The sequence below is a fragment of the Candidatus Marithrix sp. Canyon 246 genome, assembly GCF_001723685.1.
In the GTDB taxonomy this organism is placed as follows: Bacteria; Pseudomonadota; Gammaproteobacteria; order Beggiatoales; family Beggiatoaceae; genus Marithrix.
On record NZ_MCBX01000004.1, the window covers coordinates 98,185 to 120,593 of the forward strand.

At 34.7% G+C, this 22,409-nt stretch carries 20 protein-coding genes and 1 tRNA gene; 20 read left to right on the forward strand and 1 reads right to left on the reverse strand.

The window, feature by feature from the left end:
- Positions 1 to 60: 60 nt before the first annotated feature.
- Genes BHU68_RS04135 through gcvPB form a run of 6 tightly spaced genes read left to right on the forward strand, consistent with a single transcriptional unit; the run spans position 61 to position 4,445 of the window.
- Positions 61 to 246, forward strand: coding sequence for a YgaP family membrane protein (locus BHU68_RS04135; protein WP_069470449.1), 186 nt, complete (start codon positions 61 to 63; stop codon positions 244 to 246).
- A gap of 11 nt (positions 247 to 257) precedes the next feature.
- Positions 258 to 689, forward strand: a complete 432-nt coding sequence (locus BHU68_RS04140; RefSeq protein ID WP_069470448.1) for a rhodanese-like domain-containing protein — start codon at positions 258 to 260, stop codon at positions 687 to 689.
- Between the two features lies 1 nt (position 690).
- On the forward strand, positions 691 to 1,134 hold the full coding sequence (secB, locus tag BHU68_RS04145) for a protein-export chaperone SecB (RefSeq protein WP_069470447.1): 444 nt from the start codon (positions 691 to 693) through the stop codon (positions 1,132 to 1,134).
- 2 nt (positions 1,135 to 1,136) lie between these two features.
- Positions 1,137 to 2,066 (forward strand): NAD(P)H-dependent glycerol-3-phosphate dehydrogenase, encoded by a 930-nt coding sequence (locus tag BHU68_RS04150; RefSeq protein ID WP_069470446.1) that lies wholly within the window; start codon positions 1,137 to 1,139, stop codon positions 2,064 to 2,066.
- Positions 2,056 to 3,015 carry an acetyl-CoA carboxylase carboxyltransferase subunit alpha gene (locus BHU68_RS04155; protein WP_069470445.1) on the forward strand — a complete coding sequence of 320 codons (960 nt, stop codon included), beginning with the start codon at positions 2,056 to 2,058 and terminating at the stop codon, positions 3,013 to 3,015. Before BHU68_RS04150 ends, BHU68_RS04155 begins: the two co-directional genes overlap by 11 nt.
- The gene (gcvPB, locus tag BHU68_RS04160; RefSeq protein WP_069470444.1) at positions 3,009 to 4,445 is read left to right on the forward strand and encodes an aminomethyl-transferring glycine dehydrogenase subunit GcvPB; all 1,437 of its coding nucleotides are present in this window, start codon (positions 3,009 to 3,011) and stop codon (positions 4,443 to 4,445) included. Before BHU68_RS04155 ends, gcvPB begins: the two co-directional genes overlap by 7 nt.
- Positions 4,446 to 4,508: 63 nt before the next feature.
- Here the strand turns inward: gcvPB and typA are convergent, their stop codons facing one another.
- Positions 4,509 to 6,323, reverse strand: coding sequence for a translational GTPase TypA (gene typA, locus BHU68_RS04165; RefSeq protein ID WP_069470443.1), 1,815 nt, complete (start codon positions 6,321 to 6,323; stop codon positions 4,509 to 4,511).
- Positions 6,324 to 6,513: 190 nt separating this feature from the next.
- On the opposite strand from typA, the gene BHU68_RS04170 reads away from it, so the two are divergent.
- The 14 genes from BHU68_RS04170 (at position 6,514) to BHU68_RS04235 (ending at position 22,409) form a co-directional block, all read left to right on the forward strand.
- Positions 6,514 to 7,446 (forward strand): porin, encoded by a 933-nt coding sequence (locus BHU68_RS04170; protein WP_069470442.1) that lies wholly within the window; start codon positions 6,514 to 6,516, stop codon positions 7,444 to 7,446.
- Between the two features lie 2 nt (positions 7,447 to 7,448).
- Complete coding sequence (locus BHU68_RS04175) at positions 7,449 to 8,366, forward strand: hypothetical protein (protein WP_069470441.1); 918 nt, start codon at positions 7,449 to 7,451, stop codon at positions 8,364 to 8,366.
- Positions 8,367 to 8,368: 2 nt separating this feature from the next.
- Positions 8,369 to 9,298, forward strand: a complete 930-nt coding sequence (locus BHU68_RS04180) for a class I SAM-dependent methyltransferase (protein WP_069470440.1) — start codon at positions 8,369 to 8,371, stop codon at positions 9,296 to 9,298.
- Positions 9,286 to 10,506, forward strand: a complete 1,221-nt coding sequence (locus BHU68_RS04185) for a glycosyltransferase family 4 protein (protein ID WP_069470439.1) — start codon at positions 9,286 to 9,288, stop codon at positions 10,504 to 10,506. The genes BHU68_RS04180 and BHU68_RS04185 overlap by 13 nt, the downstream gene beginning before the upstream one ends.
- Complete coding sequence (locus tag BHU68_RS04190; protein ID WP_069470438.1) at positions 10,499 to 11,635, forward strand: DegT/DnrJ/EryC1/StrS family aminotransferase; 1,137 nt, start codon at positions 10,499 to 10,501, stop codon at positions 11,633 to 11,635. Before BHU68_RS04185 ends, BHU68_RS04190 begins: the two co-directional genes overlap by 8 nt.
- Positions 11,632 to 12,222: a sugar transferase gene (locus BHU68_RS04195; RefSeq protein WP_069470437.1), complete on the forward strand. Its 591-nt coding sequence runs from the start codon at positions 11,632 to 11,634 to the stop codon at positions 12,220 to 12,222. The genes BHU68_RS04190 and BHU68_RS04195 overlap by 4 nt, the downstream gene beginning before the upstream one ends.
- A gap of 4 nt (positions 12,223 to 12,226) precedes the next feature.
- On the forward strand, positions 12,227 to 14,059 hold the full coding sequence (locus BHU68_RS04200; RefSeq protein WP_069470436.1) for a polysaccharide biosynthesis protein: 1,833 nt from the start codon (positions 12,227 to 12,229) through the stop codon (positions 14,057 to 14,059).
- A gap of 16 nt (positions 14,060 to 14,075) precedes the next feature.
- Positions 14,076 to 14,151, forward strand: a tRNA-Thr gene (locus BHU68_RS04205).
- 61 nt (positions 14,152 to 14,212) lie between these two features.
- Entirely contained in the window at positions 14,213 to 14,566 is a 354-nt protein-coding gene (locus tag BHU68_RS04210; RefSeq protein WP_069470435.1) for a type II toxin-antitoxin system HigB family toxin, read from the forward strand.
- A 10-nt stretch (positions 14,567 to 14,576) separates the two neighbouring features.
- The gene (locus BHU68_RS04215; RefSeq protein ID WP_069470434.1) at positions 14,577 to 15,038 is read left to right on the forward strand and encodes a helix-turn-helix domain-containing protein; all 462 of its coding nucleotides are present in this window, start codon (positions 14,577 to 14,579) and stop codon (positions 15,036 to 15,038) included.
- 86 nt (positions 15,039 to 15,124) lie between these two features.
- Complete coding sequence (locus tag BHU68_RS04220; RefSeq protein ID WP_069470433.1) at positions 15,125 to 15,601, forward strand: hypothetical protein; 477 nt, start codon at positions 15,125 to 15,127, stop codon at positions 15,599 to 15,601.
- Between the two features lie 316 nt (positions 15,602 to 15,917).
- On the forward strand, positions 15,918 to 18,992 hold the full coding sequence (locus tag BHU68_RS04225) for an SLBB domain-containing protein (protein WP_083234106.1): 3,075 nt from the start codon (positions 15,918 to 15,920) through the stop codon (positions 18,990 to 18,992).
- Positions 18,993 to 19,009: 17 nt separating this feature from the next.
- A complete protein-coding gene (locus tag BHU68_RS04230; RefSeq protein WP_069470431.1) occupies positions 19,010 to 20,173 on the forward strand; it encodes an outer membrane beta-barrel protein in 1,164 nt (387 codons plus the stop codon).
- A gap of 19 nt (positions 20,174 to 20,192) precedes the next feature.
- Complete coding sequence (locus BHU68_RS04235; protein ID WP_083234107.1) at positions 20,193 to 22,409, forward strand: GumC family protein; 2,217 nt, start codon at positions 20,193 to 20,195, stop codon at positions 22,407 to 22,409.

The following is a 22,409-nucleotide window of genomic DNA, read 5'->3' on the forward strand; positions in this document are numbered from 1 at the left end:
TGCTTGAATCAAAGCTTGATAATACCCAAAACTGTTAGCTTATATTAACTGAGGTTTTTTATGACAATTGAACGCATTGTAGTTATTGTTGCTGGTTTTTTTATTTTATTATCATTAACTTTAAGCCATTATCACAATCCTAATTGGTTATGGTTTACTGCATTTGTTGGTTTTAATTTATTTCAAAGTGGTTTTACAGGTTTTTGCCCATTGGCTATGATCCTGAAAAAATTAGGTTATAAATAATAGTAGTATTTATGGAACAATTTGTGGAATTTGCCGGTAATCATCCCGGTTTAGTGGTGGCATTTAGTGTTATTCTAGGTTTATTAGTATGGTCTTTTTTAGGTGAGTCAATTAGTGGTATCAAGTCTTTATTACCACAAGAAGCTACCTTATTAATTAACCATGACAATGCTATTATCCTTGATGTTCGTCAAGATAATGAATATGTAAATGGACATATTATTAATTCCATACATATTCCTTTAAACGATTTGGCTACTAAACTTCGTAGTTTAGAAAAATATCGTAATCGCCCCATCATCGCTAATTGTATGAGTGGTAATCGTTCTAGTAGTGCTTGTCGTACATTAAAAAAACATGGCTTTGAAAAAGTTTTTAATTTAAAAGGCGGTGTTACGGCATGGCAAAATGCGAATTTACCCCTGAAAAAAGGTAAGAAATAATATGCAACAAGAAGAGTTTGGCATACAAAATATTTATGTTAAGGATATTTCTTTTGAAGCTCCTAATTCTCCAGAAATTTTTATGGAAGATTGGAAACCAAAAATGGAGTATGAAATATCAAATGATATTAAACAGTTAGAAGAAAAGGTATTTGATATAGTATTAAATATTACTGTAACTGTTAAAAGTGAAGAAAAAACAGCTTTTCTTGTAGAAGTTCATCAGGCAGGAATTTTTGTTGTTAGTGGATTTGCTGAAGATCAATTGAAACATATGTTGAATACATATTGTCCAACCATTTTATATCCTTATGCTAGAGAGATGATTTCTAGCATAGTTACAAAGGGTGGATTTCAGCCGCTATTATTGGCACCAATTAATTTTGAAGCTTTATATGCTGAACAACAGCAGAAACAATCTGATCAGCCTACAACTCTCCATTAGTAATGGAGAAACAAAATATTTTAGTAATGGGTGCAGGCTCATGGGGCACTGCACTCAGTTTAGTTTTACAACGTAATGGTCATAATGTTTGGCTTTGGAGTCTTGAAACACCAAATCTGATTGAAGATTGTATCTCTGAAGTCAAAGATATTTTGATCGTCGTACCTAGTCATGCCTTTCGTGAAACACTGAAACGTCTTAAACCCTATCTCACAGCTAAGCACCGTATTTGTTGGGCAACTAAAGGATTAGAAAATAACAGCGGCTTATTATTACACCAAGTTGCTGAACAAGAATTAGGTGCTAAACAAGCCTTAGCAGTTTTATCTGGTCCATCATTTGCTGATGAAGTCGTAGCTGGTTTACCAACTGCTGTCACAATTGCTTCATCTAATCTTGATTATGCTCAAGAGTTAGTTAAATTATTCCATAATCAGAGTTTTCGCCCTTATACTAGTAGTGATATTATTGGTGTACAAATCGGTGGTGCGCTGAAAAATATTATCGCAATTGCCGCTGGTATTGCTGATGGTTTAGGTTTTGGTGCTAATACTCGTACAGCTTTAATTACACGCGGTTTAAGAGAAATTATGCGTTGTGGTTTAGCTTTAGGTGGAAAAACCGATACTTTTATGGGTTTAGCTGGTTTGGGTGATTTAGTCTTAACTTGTACTGATGATCAATCGCGTAATCGTCGTTTTGGTTATGCTTTAGCACAAGGTAAGGATATAAATCAGGCTCAAACTGATATAGGACAAATCGTTGAAGGTGTATGGGCAACTCGTGAAGTTAGAGCTTTAGCAAAACAGTTAGAAATTGAAATGCCGATTGTAGAACAAGTAGATAATGTTTTACAAGGATTTTCTTCTCCCCATGAAGCTGTACAAGCTTTACTTTCACGTCAATTAAAACCAGAATTTGATGAATCTTAATTTTCTTGAATTTGAACAACCAATTGCAGAATTAGACGCTAAGATTGATGAACTACATCATGTAGGTAAAGATAGCAATCTTAATATTAATGAAGAAATAATTAAATTACAAGAAAAGTGTAAAGAACTGACACGTTCAATTTTTTCTTCTTTAACTGATTGGCAAATTTCTCAACTATCACGCCATCCTCAACGACCTTATACTCTCAATTATATTGATATGATGTTTACTGATTTTGAGCAATTACACGGTGATCGTGTTTTTGGCGATGATCAGGCAATGATTGGTGGTTTGGCGCGGTTTAATGATCGTCCGGTAATGATTATTGGTCAACAAAAAGGTCGCGATACTAAGGAAAAAATAGAGCGTAACTTTGGTATGCCTAGACCAGAAGGTTATCGTAAAGCGTTACGACTTATGAAGATGGCTGAACGTTTTAAATTGCCTATTTTGACTTTTATTGATACTCCGGGAGCTTATCCCGGTGTTGATGCAGAAGAACGCGGGCAAAGTGAGGCTATTGCGCGTAATTTATATACAATGGCTGATTTGAAAACTCCTATTATTTGCACAGTGATAGGAGAAGGTGGATCTGGTGGTGCTTTAGGAATTGGCGTAGGTGATAGAATCTGTATGTTAGAGTATAGTACTTATTCTGTCATTTCTCCTGAAGGCTGCGCTTCTATTTTATGGAAAAGTGCTGATAAGGCTTCTGAAGCCGCTGAAGCTATGAAGATTACTTCAAACAGCTTAAAGGAATTAGATTTAATAGATATTATTATTCCTGAGCCTTTGGGTGGTGCCCATCGTGACGTTAAAATGATGGGTAAAAATTTAAGTAATGTTTTAGAACAAACTTTAGCGGAATTAGAAAAAATACCTGTTGATGAGTTGGTAGAACAACGTTATCAGCGTTTAATGCAATTTGGTGATTTTGAAACATGTTAATTTTTGAATATACAGGGCGTTCAGCCAGTTCACAATATCCTGCTAAGCGTAGAGAAATAAAAGATATTCCAGCTAAGTTTTTACGTAAAAAACGCGCAACTTTGCCTGAAGCTTCAGAAATGCAAGTTGTGCGTCATTATACCCGCTTATCACAGAAAAATTTTTCTATTGATACTCATTACTATCCATTAGGTTCTTGCACGATGAAATATAATCCTCGTGCCTGTAATACCTTGGCGATGTTACCCGGTTTTTTGTCAATGCATCCAAGTTCAGTAAGTCAAGGATTATTGGCTTGCTTGTATGATTTGCAAGAAATTCTGAAAGAAGTAACTGGTATGAAGGCTATTTCTTTAGCACCAGCGGCTGGTTCTCAAGGAGAATTTGCTGGTGTATCTATGATACGTGCTTATCATGAGAAACGTGGAGATACTGAGCGTACAGAAATGCTAGTACCAAATGCGGCACATGGAACTAATCCAGCTTCTGCGGTGATGTGTGGCTATAAAATACGTGAAATTCCAACTGATGCTGATGGTAATGTTGATCTTGAAGCCTTAAAAAAGGCAGTTGGTCCAAAAACAGCAGGAATTATGTTGACAAACCCATCAACATTAGGCGTGTTTGAACAACAAATCAGTGAGATAGCAAAATGTGTGCATGAGGCTGGTGGCTTATTATATTATGATGGCGCGAATTTGAACGCTATTTTAAGTAAAGTCCGCCCCGGAGATATGGGTTTTGATGTAATTCATATTAATTTGCATAAGACATTTTCTACGCCACATGGTGGAGGTGGGCCGGGTGCTGGACCAATTGGAGTTAATGAGCGTTTATTACCTTACTTGCCAGTACCCCTAGTTGCTTATGATGGAGAACATTATAAGTGGCTTACAGAAACAGATATTCCTGACACGATAGGACGTTTATTAGCATATGCAGGCAATATTGGAGTGTTATTGCGTGCTTATATTTATGCGCGTTTATTGGGGCGTGAAGGCATGAAAAGAGTAGCAGAATTTGCTACTTTAAATGCTAATTATTTACAAAACCAATTAGCAAAAGCTGGATTTGACATGGCATTTCCAAAGCGTCGTGCAACTCATGAATTTATTTTGACACTAAAACGTCAAGCTAAAGAACAAGGAGTTACAGCAATGGACTTTGCCAAACGCTTGTTAGATAAAGGCTTTCATGCACCAACGACATATTTTCCATTATTGATACCAGAATGCTTATTGATTGAACCGACAGAAACTGAAGATAAACAAACTTTAGATGACTTTATCAATGCTTTAGCTGAAATTCAACAAGAAGCTAATGAAAATATCGAGACTTTGAAGCAGGCACCTTATACCTTGCCAGTTCGACGCTTGGATGATGTTAAGGCGGCTAAAGATTTGGATATTGCTTGGTCATCATTGGCCTAAAGACCTGACAGGTTTTAAAAACCTGTCAGGTCTGTCGCCAGAAGATAATGATTTAAGCAGTTGCTATGCAGACCGTGATGCTCGTTTGCGTTCGTGTTCTTTTAGAAACTGTTTACGCAACCTAATGCTTTTTGGTGTTATTTCTACTAGTTCGCCATCATCAATAAATTCAATAGCTTGTTCTAAGCTCATTCTGATAGGTGGTGTTAGTAAAATATTTTCATCGGTGCCAGCAGCACGAATATTGGTTAATTGTTTAGCCTTCAGTGGATTAACAATTAAATCATTGTCACGTGAATGAAGTCCAATTATCATACCTTCATATACTTCTGTACCCGGATCTATAAATAAACGTCCTCTATTTTGTAAATTAAATAGAGCATAACCTAAAGTTTTACCTTGTCCATTAGCTATTAAAACTCCGTTATTACGTTGTCCAATAGTACCTTCTTTGACTGGCGCGTAACGATCAAAAACATGGTATAGTAAGCCAGTTCCAGATGTAGCGGTTAAAAACTCGGTACGAAAGCCAATTAAACCACGAGCCGGTATAGTAAAATCAAGTCTTACTCGCCCTTTGTCATCTGGTTGCATATTAGTTAATTCGGCTTTACGTTCTCCTAATTTTTCCATTACTGTACCTTGATGACTTTGTTCTACATCTACAGTCAGGTTTTCATAAGGTTCGCATTGTTCGCCATCAATCTCTTTTATAATAACTTGAGGACGGGAGACGGCTAGTTCATAGCCTTCACGGCGCATATTTTCAATTAAAATTCCTAGATGTAATTCACCACGCCCTGAAATTAAAAATTTATCAGGATCATCCATATATTCAACGCGCAAAGCAACGTTGTGTAATAATTCACGTTCTAAACGTTCACGAATTTGGCGTGAAGTAACATATTTACCTTCTTTGCCAGCAAACGGTGAAGTATTAACTTGGAAAGTCATACTAACTGTAGGTTCATCAACTGTTAAAGCTGGTAAAGCCTCTACATGTTCTGGATCGCAGAGAGTATCTGAGATATTTAATTTATCTATACCGGTAAAAGCAATAATATCACCAGCATTAGCTTGTTCCATTTCTACTCGTTCTAAACCATGAAATCCTAAAATCTGTAATATTCTAGCTTGACGTTGTTTACCTTCAGTATCAAGAATAGTAATTGGAGAATTAGTTTTAATTCTGCCACGACTAATCCGTCCAATCCCAATAAGACCAACATAACTAGAATAATCTAAGGCAGATACTTGTAATTGAAACGGTTCATCAGGATCAACATCAGGAATTGGTACATGTTTAATAATGGCTTCAAATAGGGTTTCCATATTGCCGTCACGCACACCGCTATCTTCGCTGGCATAGCCATTGATTGCTGAAGCATAAATTACTGGAAAATCTAATTGTGCATCATCAGCACCTAAATTATCAAATAATTCAAAGGTTTGGTCTAATACCCAATCTGGACGTGCGCCATCACGGTCGATTTTATTAATTACCACCACTGGGCATAAACCACGATTTAAGGCTTTTTCGGTAACAAAGCGAGTTTGTGGCATCGGTCCTTCTACTGCGTCAACTAGCAATAATACGGAATCTACCATTGAAAGTACGCGCTCAACTTCTCCTCCAAAGTCAGCATGTCCGGGGGTATCAACAATATTAATTCGATAGTCTTTCCAACGAACAGCGGTATTTTTAGAAAGTATGGTAATTCCACGTTCTTTTTCTAATTCATTAGAATCCATGACCCTTTCTAATTTATTATTGCGATTTTCTAATGTTCCTGATTGTTGTAAAAGTTGATCAACAAGGGTAGTTTTGCCGTGATCAACATGAGCAATGATGGCGATATTACGTAGTTTAGTTATCACTAGTTACTTTTAGGTTAATTAATAAAAATATTATTATATCATTATCTATTCGTTTTGGCATATATCTAGCTTTATAAAAAAAGGATAGATACTTCAATAATTTATGTTTATAACCCATAAAATATAAATTAGATTTGAAGCATCTATCTTAGTATATAATTAATGATTATTTATAAGGAACAGGTAGTAGATGATTTTAAGAAAAACGTTATTTGTAGTAATTTGTTTAAATGCTTTGATTATTTCATATCCCACTTATGCCAAAACCACAAATTTTGACTTAAAAGGTGCGTTGAGCAAACATTGGAAAGGTAAACTTAAACTAGATCCTGACAAGGTTAGAACTGAGAAACAATTCAAAGAAGTTTATCTAAAATATAAAACTCGAAATGCTATGAATGTTACTATTGGTAAAATTGATGAACCTTTGAGCTTAGAATTATTGAGCAAGTTTCACAAAAATAGCCCTAATGTTGAGCCTTCTATTATTAAAGATATTTTAAAACCTTCTAAAAGATATGGTTTAATGTTTTCTCGTAATAATGGTAAAGTAAACCTTATGAGTGGCATTTATACAGGTAAGGCTAATCCTAGTAATTATTCTGTAACTAGTCGTGTTACTTATACGCCATTTAAACAGAAAGGTCGCTTATTGCATTTAGGTATGGCTTATTCGGTTCGTGATAATGGTAATCAAAATTTTTTAAATTTGGAAGCAGCGGTAGCTTTTGGATCGTTATTATTTCAATCAGAATATATGAATAGTTCTGTAAATTCACAAATTAATAATGGAATGATTAATTCCATTAATAATGGTTATTATTTGCGGGCGAGTTATTTTTTAACTGGTGAGTCTCCTTCATATAGATCTGGTAAATTTTTAGAAAAATTTAAGCCTTTTTCTAAAAAAGGTGCGCTGGAAGTAGTTGCTCGTTTGAATCAAATAGATAATATTAATAATAATAAGCTGCAACAAAATAAAAATACTACTTTGGGTTTAAATTATTATTTAGATTCTAAATTTAGTTTATCGGCTCATTATTTAATAAATAATAATGATGCTACTGATGATAAGCTTAATCAAGGTGATGTAGTTTCATTGAATTTTAAATATAAATATTAATAATGTCTAAGTTTAGCTTCACTATTGTTGATGATACAGATGGTGCAACATTAGATAACGTCAAACCAATTTATGATTTGTTAGCTTCTCTAAATATGAGAATAACAAAAACAGTGTGGTCATTACGTTGTGAAGAAGCTAATAATCCATATGTCATGTCTGCAACTTTACAGGATAAAGATTATGCAGCATGGGTAAAGTCCTTACAGGATGACGGATTTGAAATCGCTTTTCATGGTGCTTCAGCCGGTTCTAATATTCGTGCTAGAACTATACAAGGCTTGGAGCAGTTTGATAAGGTTTTAGCTAAATTGCCTAGTACTCATATTAATCATTCCAGAAATAGGGATAATCTTTATTGGGCAACAGCGCGTTTTAATTCGCCTTTGTTACGTGCTATAGTTGGTTTAAATCAAAAACTGAAACAATGGCATTATGAAGGAGAAAATCCAGATAGTCCTTATTTTTGGGGAGATATTTGTCAACAAACGATCCGTTATTCCCGCAATTTTACTTTTGTTCAACAAATTGATTTAACTGAAGTTAATCCAAGTTTGCCTTATAGGGATCCCTATAGACCTTATGTACCACGTTGGTTTTCTTCTTGTGATGGTGGTACGCCAGAACGGTTTATAGCTTTGTTATCACCAAAAAATATAAGTAAATTAGTGGCACAAGCTGGAGTTTGTATTGTTTATGCTCATTTTGGCATGGGGTTTGTCCAAAATGGTAAAGTATTACCAGCTGTAGAAAAAATATTACGAGAAATTGCCGCTTTACCCGATGGGCAATTTCTACCTGTAAATGAATTACTTGATTCCCGTAGCCCCGTTGCGGCACCTATTTTATCTAATAAAGAACGTCGTCGTATGGAACGAATCTGGTTATGGGAAAAATTACGTAGTAGGGGAACTAGTTAATTATGCTACCAAAATGGCGGCGCAGAGCTTTAGCTTATAAACTATTTAGTTTATTTCCATTTGGTAATCGTTTGTTTGATACTGTACGGGCAACTGTTGGTTTAAATCGAAATTTTGATTTGGCACGTCGTCATTATAGTATTGTAGAAATGAGTTATATGCTTGCTCAAGCTGGTAAGTCAGTTAAGGGTAAGGATTTGGTTGAAATTGGTGCTGGTTGGCATCCTTTATTACCTGCATTATTTTATGGTATGGGGGCTAAAAGCATTGTAATGACTGATATTGTTAAACATATAAAACAGTCATATGTTGAGCAGACACTTGATTATTTGATTGCTCATGCGAATGAGATTGCTGATCTTGCTGAGATACCTGCCAATCAACTTTTAACTCGTTGGGCTGGCTTACATCCACATGGTAAGCCGTGGCAAAAACATTGGAAGGAATATGGTATTGAGTACCATGCTCCTTTTGATTTTAGGAAAACTAAGTGGCAAGCTGATTCGGTGGATATGATTTATAGTAATTCTTGTATAAGTTATATTCCTAAACCTATTTTAGAGAAAATTTTTCAAGAAAGTGCCAGAATTTTAAAGCCCGGTGGTTGGATTGCACATAATCTTATGCCTTATGATGATTATGCTTCTAGTGATCCTTCAATTACTCCATTAAATTTTTTGCGTTACGATGATGAGATCTGGGAGCGTATTGGTAATTGTGGTTTACATTATCAAAATCGTTTGCGCCCAATTGCTTATTTATCCTTGGCAGAGCGTTATGGTTTATCTATACGATTTTTAGAACGACGACAACATCATTTAAAGAAAAAGATGTTGATTCGTAGTGATTTAGATGAAGAATTTCGTTATCTACCTGAAGAGGAATTGTTATGTGCGCATTTTTTAATGGTAGTAGATAAATGCGATTTTTAATATTAACTCAATATTTCCCACCTGAAACTGGCGCACCTCAAGTAAGAATGGCTGCTATGATCCGTGAATTGTTACGTTTAGGGCATACAGTCGAAGTAGTAACCGCTTTACCAAATTATCCTCACGGTAAAATATTTCCAGAATATAAGGGATGTTTTTATAAGGCAGATGTCTGGGAAGGCGTATTAGTGCATCGTGTCTGGATGTATGCCGCTAGTGGTGCAGGTATTAAGCGTTTGTTGAATTATTTTTCTTTTATGCTTAGCGCGTTTATTGGATTACGTAAAGCTAAAAAGCCTGATTATTTGTTTGTTGAGTCTCCACCATTATTTTTAGGTATTACGGCTTATTTGGCTGCTAAAGCTTGGCGAGTACCTTTTATATTTAATGTAGCAGATTTATGGCCTGATTCGGTGCGAGATTTGGGTTTAATGCGTGATGGTTTTATGTTGCGGCAAGCTTATAAATTAGAAGCTTTTTTGTATCGTAAAGCTAGTTATATTACCATTGTAACTGAAGGTTTACGTCAAATTCTGATTAAGGAAAAACAAGTAGCCGCAGAAAAAGTTTTATTGTTACCAAACGGAATTGATATTCAGTGGTTTAAACCACAAGCACCTGATGCTGCTTTTCGCGCAGAATTAGGTTTAGATGCTGATAAGCAGTTGATTTTATATACAGGTACGCATGGATATGCACATGGTATGGAGGTGATTTTAGATGCCGCTAAATTATTGTCTGATACTAATGTGTTATTCTTATGTGTTGGTGGTGGTTCTGAAAAAAGCCGTTTACAAGAAATGTCTAAACAAATGGGATTAAAAAATGTCTTGTTTTGGGAACCTAAAACGCCTGAATTTATTGTGCGTTTGTATGGTTTAAGTTTAGCTGGGATTTCGACAATTATAGATTCTCCATTACTAAAATGCGCTCGCCCAGCAAAAGCATTAGCAGTTATGGCTTGTGGTAAACCAGTATTATATAGTGGCAGCGGCGAAGGTAAAGAATTAGTCACTAAAGCAAAAGCAGGTATTGTGGTTAAACCGGGAAATCATCAAGCTTTAGCTGAAGCGGTACGAGATTTAATTAATAGCCCTGATTATGCAATACAATTAGGTAAAAATGGCAGAACTTATATAGAAAAGCATTTACAATGGTCTGATGTGGTTACTAATTGGTTGCAACAAATGGAGTTAAAAGGTGAATGATAATTTTCTTCCATTCGCATTGCCGTGTATCGGTGAAGAAGAAATTAATGAAGTAGTAGATACTTTAAAATCTGGTTGGTTGACAACTGGTCCAAAAACTAAGCGGTTTCAGAATGATTTTGCTCAATTTGTCGGGGTTGATCATGCTTTAGCTGTTAATTCCTGTACTGCTGGTTTGCATTTAGCTCTTGAGGCTATTGGGATTCAAGCTGGTGATAAGGTTATTACTAGTCCTTATACTTTTACCGCAACAGCGGAAGTTATACGTTATTTAGGTGCAGATCCAGTTTTTGTTGATATTGATCCTCAAACTTTTAATATTGATCCTTATCAATTAGCGGCTACTCTTGATATTGTTGATGGTGTCAAAGCTATTATTCCTGTGCATTTTGCAGGGCAGGCTTGTGATATGGATCCAATTTTAGAGTCAGCGGCTGAGTTTTCAGTTAAAGTTGTTGAAGATGCCGCTCATGCTTTACCTACGCTTTATAAGGGGCGTATGGTAGGTAGCTTGGGTGATATTACTGTTTATAGCTTTTATGTCACCAAGACTTTGGCTACTGGTGAGGGTGGTATGATAGCAACAGCAAATCCAGAATATGCTGAACGTATGAGTATTTTACGTTTACATGGTATGAGTCGAGATGTATTTGATCGTAATTCTTCGTGGCATTATGATGTTGTGGCTCCGGGATTTAAGTATAATATGACTGATATGGCGGCGGCTTTAGGAATTCATCAGTTACAAAAAGCTGAGTCTTTTCAACAACGACGCGCTGAAATTGCTAATTTATACACAAATAATTTAAACGATCTGCCATTGACTATCCCTTATCAAGCTGATTATAGTAGTCATGCTTGGCATTTATATGTTATACAGTTAGATTTAGCAACAATAGATCGTAATACTTTTATTGAACGTATGGCGGCTGCGGGTATTGGCACTAGTGTCCATTTTATTCCATTGCATTTACAAACTTATTGGCGTGATCGTTATGATTTAAAAGCAGAAGATTTTCCTGTAGCTTTAGATGTTTATAATCGTGCTGTCAGTCTGCCGATTTATCCCTGTATGAGCGATGATGATGTTGATAGAGTTATTACGCAAGTTAGAACTATTTTAAAATGAACAGTAAACGTATTTTTGATGTTTGCTGTGTAATACCCGGTTTGATATTGTTAAGCCCTTTGTTTTTAATCATTGCAATCTGGATAAAATTAGGTAGTAGAGGATCGGTATTTTTTTTGCAAGAACGTGTGGGTCAGTTTGGTAAATCTTTTAAGATCATCAAGTTTAGAACTATGCACCCTGCCTTATCTGAACTAAAATTAACTGTGGGGCAGGATGTACGTATTACACGCTGTGGGAAATTCTTACGCCGTTCTAAATTAGATGAATTACCACAGTTAATTAATGTGCTAAAAGGGGAAATGAGCTTAGTTGGTCCACGTCCAGAAGTAGCTGAATATGTCGCTCATTATCCAGATATTATTAAAGATTATGTATTATCAGTGCCGGTTGGCATTACAGATTATGCTTCTATTGAATTCCATAATGAAAATGAAATTTTAGGTAATTCACAGCAACCTGAATTTGATTATATAGAAAAAATTTTACCTATTAAACTGGCTTATCATCAACAATATGTCAAACAACAGAGTTTGTTATTAGATATAACTTTGATTTTCAAAACCTTTAAAAAATTATTATTATAAGAATATGTCTTTGATTTATAATCGCTTGCCTATTATATTACATGATATTCTTATGGTCGGTATTGCATGGACATTAGCTATTTTAATTCGTTATGAATGGCCATTATTTCCAGATGTAGAAGCTACGCTGTGGCAAGCTTTACCTATTGTAATTATAGTACAAAGTTTGGTTTTATGGCAAGGTGGTTTGTATAGAGGAATTTGGCGATTTGCCAGTCTGCCAGATTTACTTTCTATTTTACGTGCTGCTTTTATTGGTAGTCTTAGCATTGCTTTAGTCTTAGTATTATTTAATCGTTTGGCATTAATTCCACGTTCTTCTTTACTGTTTTATCCTTTTCTATTAATTATTTTTCTCGGATTGCCTCGGTTAATATTTCGTGTCTTGAATGAACATTCTTTTAATTTTTTATTAACTGATCAAGCTCATCCTAAACGAGTATTAATTTTAGGAGCTGGTACTTCGGGAGATATGCTAGTGCGTGATATGCTGCGTATTCGTGGTAATGAGTATATGCCGCTAGCTTTTTTAGATGATAATTCCCGTTTGCATGGTGGTAATGTTCAGGGTGTTCCTGTGTTGGGTAATTTCGATCAATTAGTTGAAACTATTGAAACTATGCAAATTGATTTGATCATCATTGCTATGCCATCAGCCAGTGATGAGCAAATGCGTCGTGTAGTTGATTTGTGTAAAGGTTGTGAACTTCCTGTAATGACTTTGCCTAAGCTGGATCAATTGGTGAATAGACAGGTCAATTTCGGTGCTTTACATGATATTGCAATTGATGACTTATTGGGGCGTGCTAAAATTAAGTTAGATTGGAATATTATTAGTTTGGGTTTACATAAAAAAGTAGTTATGATAAGCGGCGGTGGTGGTTCAATTGGTAGCGAATTATGCCAACAAGTCGCAGGATTAAATCCTACAGCTTTAATTATTTTTGAACGCTGTGAATATAATCTCTATAAAATCGAACTGCAATTACGTGAAGAATTTCCTGATTTAGTTTTATATGCTCATTTAGGCGATATTGTAGATTCAGTGGCAATAAGGCATATTTTAGCGAAGTATAAACCTGAAGTGATTTTTCATGCAGCGGCTTATAAGCATGTTCCGATGTTACAATCGCAAGCTAGAGAGGCGGTTCGTAATAATATTTTAGGTACACAAGCTTTAGTTGAAGCGGCAGTTGAATATGCTTGTAAAACTTTTGTAATGGTTTCAACTGATAAGGCGGTAAATCCAACAAATATAATGGGTGCTACTAAACGCGCTGCTGAAATTTTGTGTCAAACTATGAATGAAAATAGTAATACTAGTTTTATTACGGTGCGTTTTGGCAATGTTTTAGGATCAGCAGGTAGTGTTGTGCCTTTATTTAAGCAACAAATCGCAAAAGGTGGTCCAGTTACGGTTACTCATCCTGAAATTAATCGTTATTTTATGACTATACCGGAAGCTTGTCAATTAATCTTGCAAGCCAGCGCGATGGGTCAAGGTGGCGAAATTTTTGTATTAGATATGGGAAAGCCTATAAAAATTAGTTATTTGGCAGAACAAATGGTGCGTCTTTCAGGAAAGATACCTGAGCAAGATATTAAGATTATTTATACTGGTTTACGCCCCGGTGAAAAATTACATGAAGAATTGTTTTATACTGATGAAAAACTAGCTGCTACTAATCATCCTAAAATTTTATTAGCGGCTCATCGTCATAATGATATCGAAATTGTAATGACTAATTTAAGACAATTAACTGAAGATTGTAATGATTATAATCAACAAAATATTATAAAAGGCGTGAAACAGATTGTACCAGAATTACAAATATAGTAAAATAGACAAAAATGCCGGTGTAGCTCAGTTGGTAGAGCAACTGTTTCGTAAATAGTAGGTCGGGAGTTCAAATCTCTTCACCGGCACCATCCTTCACTATTCTTAATCCTTTCTTTATATCCTCTTATAGTTAAATAAGGAAGTACAATTTTGAGAATCATTACCCAAAAAAGAATCAAAAATACCATGCTTCTCTATCCACAATGGAAAACAGGATTAAAACTATGGATGGAAACTTTTAAACAAAAAAATATAAATTTTGAATCTTTTGAGCAAATAAAAACACTATGGAAAGAAAGTAGTGGATGGAATGTTGATCGTGTTCCAGCACGAAATGTTACAGATAAAACTTTTGGGAGTGATATTGATTTATATATTTTTGATGTGCATGGTACTAACTGTAGAATAGTAACTAGAATACATCCAACCAATCATAGAATTTTTATACGATTTGTTGGTTCACATCAAAAATACGATAAATGGTGTAAATTAAATATTAAATAAGGAAAATATAATGAATCTTAATAAACAAACAAGGACAAAAAATATACTAGTATGTTTTGATTTATTTAAATCATTTGATGAAACAATTAAAAACTATGTTTCAGATTTTAATTACTTAATGAAGCTTACACAAACACCAATACAGTCTGAGGAAGAAATATTAGAACGTGCTGAACAAATGGATGAAATACTAGATTTATCAACTAGTGATAATGATATGTATTTTATCTTTGGTAATATGATTGCAGATCGTATTGAAGAATACGAAGAAAAATATTTAGAACTACCCAAAGTAGAAAGTCATGAAATGCTTTCTATGCTCATGAAAAATCACAACATAAAACCAAGTGAATTAGTTAATATTAGCGGTGATATACACGAAATTATTAAGGGAACACGTAACATAAGTAAAGATCAGGCAAAAAAATTTGCAAATTTTTTTAACGTACCAATTAAAGTTTTTATTAACTGATGTTGCACATTCATAACTATTTTCAATCTTTTCATTAATTATGTCCTATGGAACATTCAAAACTTATGAAGAAGTCGCGCTGAAATTTGCAACTTCGTCGTAATTATGTAAGTGAAAGCGCGATTTGTGAAACCATGATTTCGCCTATTTTAAATTTGGTTGCCAATGCCAATGATTTGCCTGTATGGTCGCATATGCGTTTTGATGTGGATGAAAAAGTCGGATTGATCGGTATTCCTGACTTTCTGATTGCGCCCGCTTCTCCTATTGGTACAACTTTTAACAAGCCAGTTATTTGTGTAGCCGAGGCAAAGAAAGAGAACTTTAATGAAGGTTGGGCGCAAGCTTTGTCTGAAATGATTGCAGCACAAAATTTTAATCAAAATGAGTCAATGACAATTTTTGGTATAGTTACCACAGGTAATATTTGGCAATTTGCTAGCTTAAAAAACCAGATTTTGACAATGGATGTTATTAGCTATTCTGCATTAGAGAATTTGCAGAAATTATTTAATTGTTTAAATTGGTTGTTTGCTGAAGCTAAAACTCAACTGAAAAACTAGTATTATGAACAATAAAATTGAATTAAAACTCTTAAAATTTTGATTCTACCAAAATAGATGATTTAAAATCAATATACAAAAATTTATTGTAAGTCTGGTAAATTAATTAAATAAACAAAAATGCCGATGTATACTTGGCACCTTCATAATTTTCGCTATAAAATATAGTTTATGAAGCTGTTATGAACTAATCCTAACTTCTTTATTGCAAAATCACACACATATATATTTTATATAATATACTTATTTTATAATAAACGGAATGTTTATTGCTTAAAACTTTAATGATCATTCTAAAACATTATAAAAATAATTTATGAAACATTACACTTTGTCATTAGTATTGCTTTTATTTTTAATAAGCAGTTGTTCCACATTAACCGAGTCAGTGGATAATAATACTTTGCCAGAAACTTATGAGCCTATTGAATCAAATTCAAACAGATTTGAACGGGATCGAGCAGCTACGCAAATAAGACAACCACAATTTCATCAACCACAAATTGTTACTGCTACTACTAAACAGAAACAAGCACAAGCTTCTAAAGATAAAAAGGAATCGATACTCGAACGTCAGCCTTTCATAGAAGAAATATTTCCAATTATTTTTACTAAACAGGAGCAAGTTCCAAGTCAAATAAGACAACCGCAATTTTCTACACCTCTTCCTAAAAAACTGATAGTTAAAAAGCGGGTAAAGCATCATAAAAAACTGATTAAGTTTAAGCGTAAGAAAATTAAGCGTCAGAAAAAGTTACTTAAGTTTAAACCTCAGAAACAGAAGCCGGTTAAATCTTATAAAAGACTAGTCAAACGTCATAAAAGATCAGTGAAACCTTATAAAAGGCTAGTCAAACGTCATAAAAAGCCAGTTAAACGCATAACTAGAGATCAATATCAACAACGACACTCATTAGTTATGGATCCAGCACCACTGCTAAATTTAACTGATATATTATCAAACTACCGTCTAGGAAAGAGTGATCTTATAGATATTAAGGTTTTTAGTGAAAAAGATCTTAGTATGAAAGTTCGTTTGAGTGAAGAAGGTATAATTTCTTATCCATTTTTAGGTGAACTAGATCTTGCTGATTTAACTGTCAACGAAGTAGAAAAACTTGTATCATCAGGTTTAGATGGTGACTATTTAATTGATCCCAAAGTAACTGTTGCAATTTTAGAATATAGGCAATTATTTGTCAATGGTGAAACCAAAAAGCCCGGTGGTTATGATTTTGTGCCGGGCATGACCGTTAATAAAGCTATATCTTTAGCTGGTGGTTTTACTGAAAGAGCTTCACGAGATGAAATATTCATAATCCGTGATGGGGATGAAGCTGCAACAGCATTACCTGCGAAGCTTGATACTTACATCGGACCGGGAGACATAATCAATATTAAGCAATATCAAAAGTTCTTTGTGGATGGCGAAGTTAAAAAAGCTGGTAGTTATAATTTTTTACATGGTCTAACCGTTAGCAAGGCTATATCTATGGCGGGTGGATTTACAGAAAAAGCTTCTCGTAATGAAATTGTCATTATCCCTAAGAATAAAAGTGAAATAGCTGCCAACCTTAATATGCCTGTCAAACCGGGAGATATTATAATGGTTAAGCAATATAAAAAATTCTTTGTTGATGGCGAAGTGAAAAATCCCAGTGGTTATGAGTATTTGAATGGTATTACAGTTAAAAAGGCTATATCAATGGCTGGTGGTTTCACAGAGAAGGCTGATCGTGAAACAATTCTTCTTGTCTATCAAGGGGCACCAAATACACAGTATCTTGTTGATATAAATATGAATCTTGAACCCGGAGATATTATCACCATCAAAGAATATCAAAAATTTTTTGTGGGTGGCGAAGTCAAAACTTCTGGTGCATATAATTATATGCCCGGTTTAACAATTGATACCGCTATATCAATGGCTGGTGGTTTTAGCGAAAAGGCTGATCGTGAAGCAATTCTTCTTTCTTATCAAGGAAAAGAACAGACACAATATCTTGTTGATCTTAATATGAATATTGAACCCGGAGATATTATCAACATCAAAGCATATCAAAAGTTTTTTGTAGGTGGCGAGGTAAAAAATCCCGGTGGTTATGATTATTTGCCTGGTCAGACTGTTGATGCTGCTATTTCTATGGCTGGTGGTTTCACAGAAAAGGCTGATCGCGGGGCAATTTTTATTGGTCATCAAGGTAATGAACAAACACTATCACTGGTTAATCTTTATACGCAGGTTAAACCCGGAGATATTATAACGATCCAAGAATATCAAAAGTTTTTCGTTGATGGTGAAGTAAAAAATCCCGGTGGTTATAATTATATGCGAGATATGACAGTGAAAACTGCTATATCAATGGCAGGTGGCTTTACACCAAATGCAAATCGTGAGGCAATTATACTTGATTATCAAGGCAATGATCAGATAGATCCTATTGTTGATCTTCACGAAGCTGTCAAACCCGGTGATATTATCACAATTAAGCCATATCAAAAAATATTTGTGGATGGTGAAGTTAAGAATCCAGCAGCTTATGATTATTTACGGGATTTAACAGTTAAAACTGCCATCTCAATGGCTGGTGGTTTGACAGCAAAGGCTGATCACAACGCCATTTTTATTGCTCATCAAGGAAATGAAGATACACAATATATTACCGATCTTTATGCACCAGTAAAGCCGGGAGATGTTATAACTATTAAAGAATATCAAAAAATCTTTGTGGATGGTGAAGTTAAAAATCCCGGTAGTTATGCTTATTTACGAAATCTTACAGTTAAAACTGCCATCTCAATGGCTGGTGGTTTCACAGAAAAATCATCACGTGAAGAAATTTATATTATCCATCAAGGAGAAGAACAAACCAAGATAGCTGTCAATCTTTATACACAAGTAAAAGCTGGGGATATTATTACAATCCAAGAATATCAAAAATTCTTTGTTGATGGCGAAGTAGAAAAACCCGGTGATTATGTTTATTTGCCGGGGCTAACAATTAAAACTGCTATTTCTATGGCTGGTGGATTCACCGAAAAAGCTGCACGTGGACAACTTTTTATTGCTCATCATGGAAATGAACATACTCAGACACTTAGCAGTATTTTTTCGGCTGTAAAACCCGGAGATATTATTACAGTTAAGAAGTATCAAAAAGTATTTATAAATGGTGAAGTTAAAAATTCTGGAGGATATGACTTTATCCCCGGTCTTACTGTTGAAAAGGCTATTTCAATGGCTGGTGGATTTACTGAATATGGCTCAGCACGGTGGAGTAAAATTTATATTTTACCTGAAAAAGATCAAGCAGGAAAAGCTAAACGTGTTAAGCTAAGTACACCAGTTTATCCCGGTGATGTTATCACAATTAAAGAAAGTTTATTTTAATAAAAAAGAGGTAATTTATGAGATTAGTATTAGTATTAGTATTAATATTGCTATTTTCAGAGACAGTCTTGGCAGCTAAAGGCATACCATTTGGTGGTACTATTAGGATGTTTCCTGAAATTGGAGTACAATTTAAACATGATGACAATATAGCGTGGGCTTCTGAAAATGAGGTTAGTTCGTTTGTTACTGTATTCACTCCTCAATTAAAATTTGAGCGCAAGCAACGTTCCAGCGGTTATGCACTGACTGTGGGAACTGAAGTTGGACGCTATACTGCAAATTCTAATGACAACTATGAAGATATTAGCTTTTTGGGCGAAGCAGAGTGGCAATTAACACGCCGTGCTAAATTTTTTGTAAATGCTGATTACCTAATGGGACATGATCCTCGTGGTACTACTGACCGTGGTGATAGTACTCTTCCAAATACATGGGGCTTAACTCGTTTGATGAGTCAGTTCAGTTACGAATTAGGTTCAAAATATACTGTTGAAGCAGAATTAGGGCATATTAGCAAACGTTACCAAGATTTTAGTTTCGCTGAAAAAATAGATGATTTTAATGACACTGCTTTAAAGGCTAGGGTTCTTTACCAGATATTACCTAAGATAAATGTGTTCGTTGAGACTGCTTATTCTATAATAGATTATCAATTTGTTGGTTCTACACAAAGTAGTGATATATCTACATTATCGGTGGGTGCAAAATGGCAGGCTACAGCTAAAACAAGTGGTAGTGCTCAAATAGGATATTTGAGTAAAGCTTTTGATTCTGATCTACGTAATGATTTTTCTGGTGCTAATTGGAAAATTGCAATGCAATGGAAAGCATCAAATCGTTCAACAGTGGACATTTCGACTGGTAAATTTACTAATGATACAACTGGTATAGGTGATGTTTTAATCACCCAAGATTTTTCTATCAGTGAAAAACATGTGTGGATGCCACGTATTTCTTCCACTGTGGGCTTTTATATGGCAAAAATTAATTTTGACGGTGATGTTAGGGAAATAGATCGTGCAGATGATCTCACAGCTTATAATCTTGCTATGAATTATAACTGGTCAAGAAATATCATGTTCAGTGCTGGTTTAGATATTAATAAGCGAGATTCAAACTATAACACTGATGACTTTGATCAAAACATATTTTTCATAAGAGTCCAAGCATCTTTATAATAACAATAAGGAAGAATGTATGAAAACACAGGGTGATTCGCAAGCACTGGTAGCAAATGATGACAAATATCTAACTGCTCAACTCGAAGAACATGAAACAACTGATGATTTCAAAAATTATTGGCATACTTTCAATAAATACAAATGGAAGATATTTGGGCTAACTTTGTTGATAGGTTTATTGGCTGCATTAATCACATTTTCATTAAAGCCTATTTATCGTTCTACGGCGCAGATGCTTATAGAATCTGAGCAGAAAAGCATAGCTTCTATTGAGGATATTTATGGAGTTAATCCGTTCTTAAAAGAATATTATCAAAGTCAATTAGAAATTTTAAAATCTCGGACTTTAACTGAGAAAGTAGTAAATCATCTCAATTTAGTAAATCATCCTGTGTTTAATCAAAAGTCACAAGGATTTAATTGGCGCAAAATGCTTCCCAGTTCGTGGTTGCCGGAGCCTAAGAAAGAAATTGCCACGGTTGAAGATAAACATAAAAATATAGTTCAAGCTGTAATGGGGCAGTTAAGCGTTATGCCTGTGCGTAATAGCCAATTAATTAATATTAGCTTTGAATCATCTGATGCAGTATTAGCAGCCAAAGTTCCTAATGCTTTGATTAAATTGTATATTGAAAGTGATCTTGATGCTAAATTAGCAATAACTAATAAAGCTGCATCGTGGTTAAATAAACGTATAGAAGGTTTGCGTAAAAATCTGAGACTGTCTGAACAAAAAATGCAAAACTATATGGAACGTAACCAGCTAATTAATGTTACAGGTATTAAAGGTATTGCAACTAGACAAATTGAAGAAACTGCCACTAATCTAGTTAGAGCTAATCTGCGATTAACAGAAGCTGAAAGTAGATACAAACAAGTACGAAAGCTTCGTGGGCGTTCTACAGACGCTTTTGAATCTATTCCAACGATTCTTGAGAATCAATTGGTACAAACTCTAAAAACCACCGAACTGGATGCAGAAAAAAACCTTTCAAGACTCAGTCAGCGTTATGGACGTAAACATCCTAAAGTTATCGCGGCTAAGACTGAACTGAAAACAGCAAAAGCTAATACTGCTATGCAAATTAAGCGGGTAATAGGAGGAATTATCAAAGAATATGAAATCGCCATTGCCAATGTTAAGGCTCTTACAACTTCTTTGAAACAAAATGAATTAAAAATTCAACAATTGAACCGTAAAGAATATCAACTGGGGATACTGGAAAGGGAAGTTAAAGCCAACCTTCAATTGTATGATGTATTTTTATCCCGCTTTAAGGAAACCGATGTCTCGCAAGACATACAAGCTCTGAAAACAGTGGGGCGTATAATAGATTTAGCATTAGTTAGTGCTATAGCTTATAAGCCAAACAAGAAACGTCTTGTGATTATCAGCTTAGTATTAGGTTTTATGTTTTCAACAATGTTGGCGTTTTTCTTGGAGTATCTTGATAACACGATCAAAAATCGTGAAGATGTTGAACGAAAATTGGGAATGCCTTTATTAACTGCTATACCTAAACTAAAGCTCAGTAAAAGAAACCAGTTAAAGAAAATTCAATGGATGTTTTTAAGTGATTCTAAATCTGAATTTGCTGAATCAATTCGCACGGCACGTACTGGTATTATGTTATCAGCACTTGATAGCCCGCAGAAGATATTAATGGTAACTTCTTCTGTGGCAGCAGAAGGTAAGACAACTTTTGCAATTAATCAAGCATTTGCGCTAGGGCAGATGGAAAAAACTTTGTTGATTGATGCTGATATGCGTAAACCAAGGATAGCTAAAGCATTTGGATTAAATAATAAAAGTCCAGGCTTATCTGAATTAGTAGCAACAAGAAAAGAATTTGAAGAATGTTTATATCATGTAGAGGAAGAAGGAATAAGACTTGATATTATTCCTAGTGGTGTTATACCGCCTAATCCCTTAGAATTGCTTTCATCTCTGCGGTTTAAAGAATTGTTGACAGAATTAGCTGAAGAATATACATATATTGTTATTGATAGTCCACCTTGCTTACAAGTTAGTGATGCCTTAGTATTAGCTAAGCTAGCCACTGAAGTATTGTATGTTGTTAAGGCAGATGAAACGCCTTATCAACTAGTTATTGATGGCGTGAAACGTTTTTATCAAATGGAGATACCTGTACATAGTATTGTATTAAATAATGTGGATTTCAAAAAGCTAGCAAAATATGCTCCATATTATAAATATGGTTATAGTTATTAA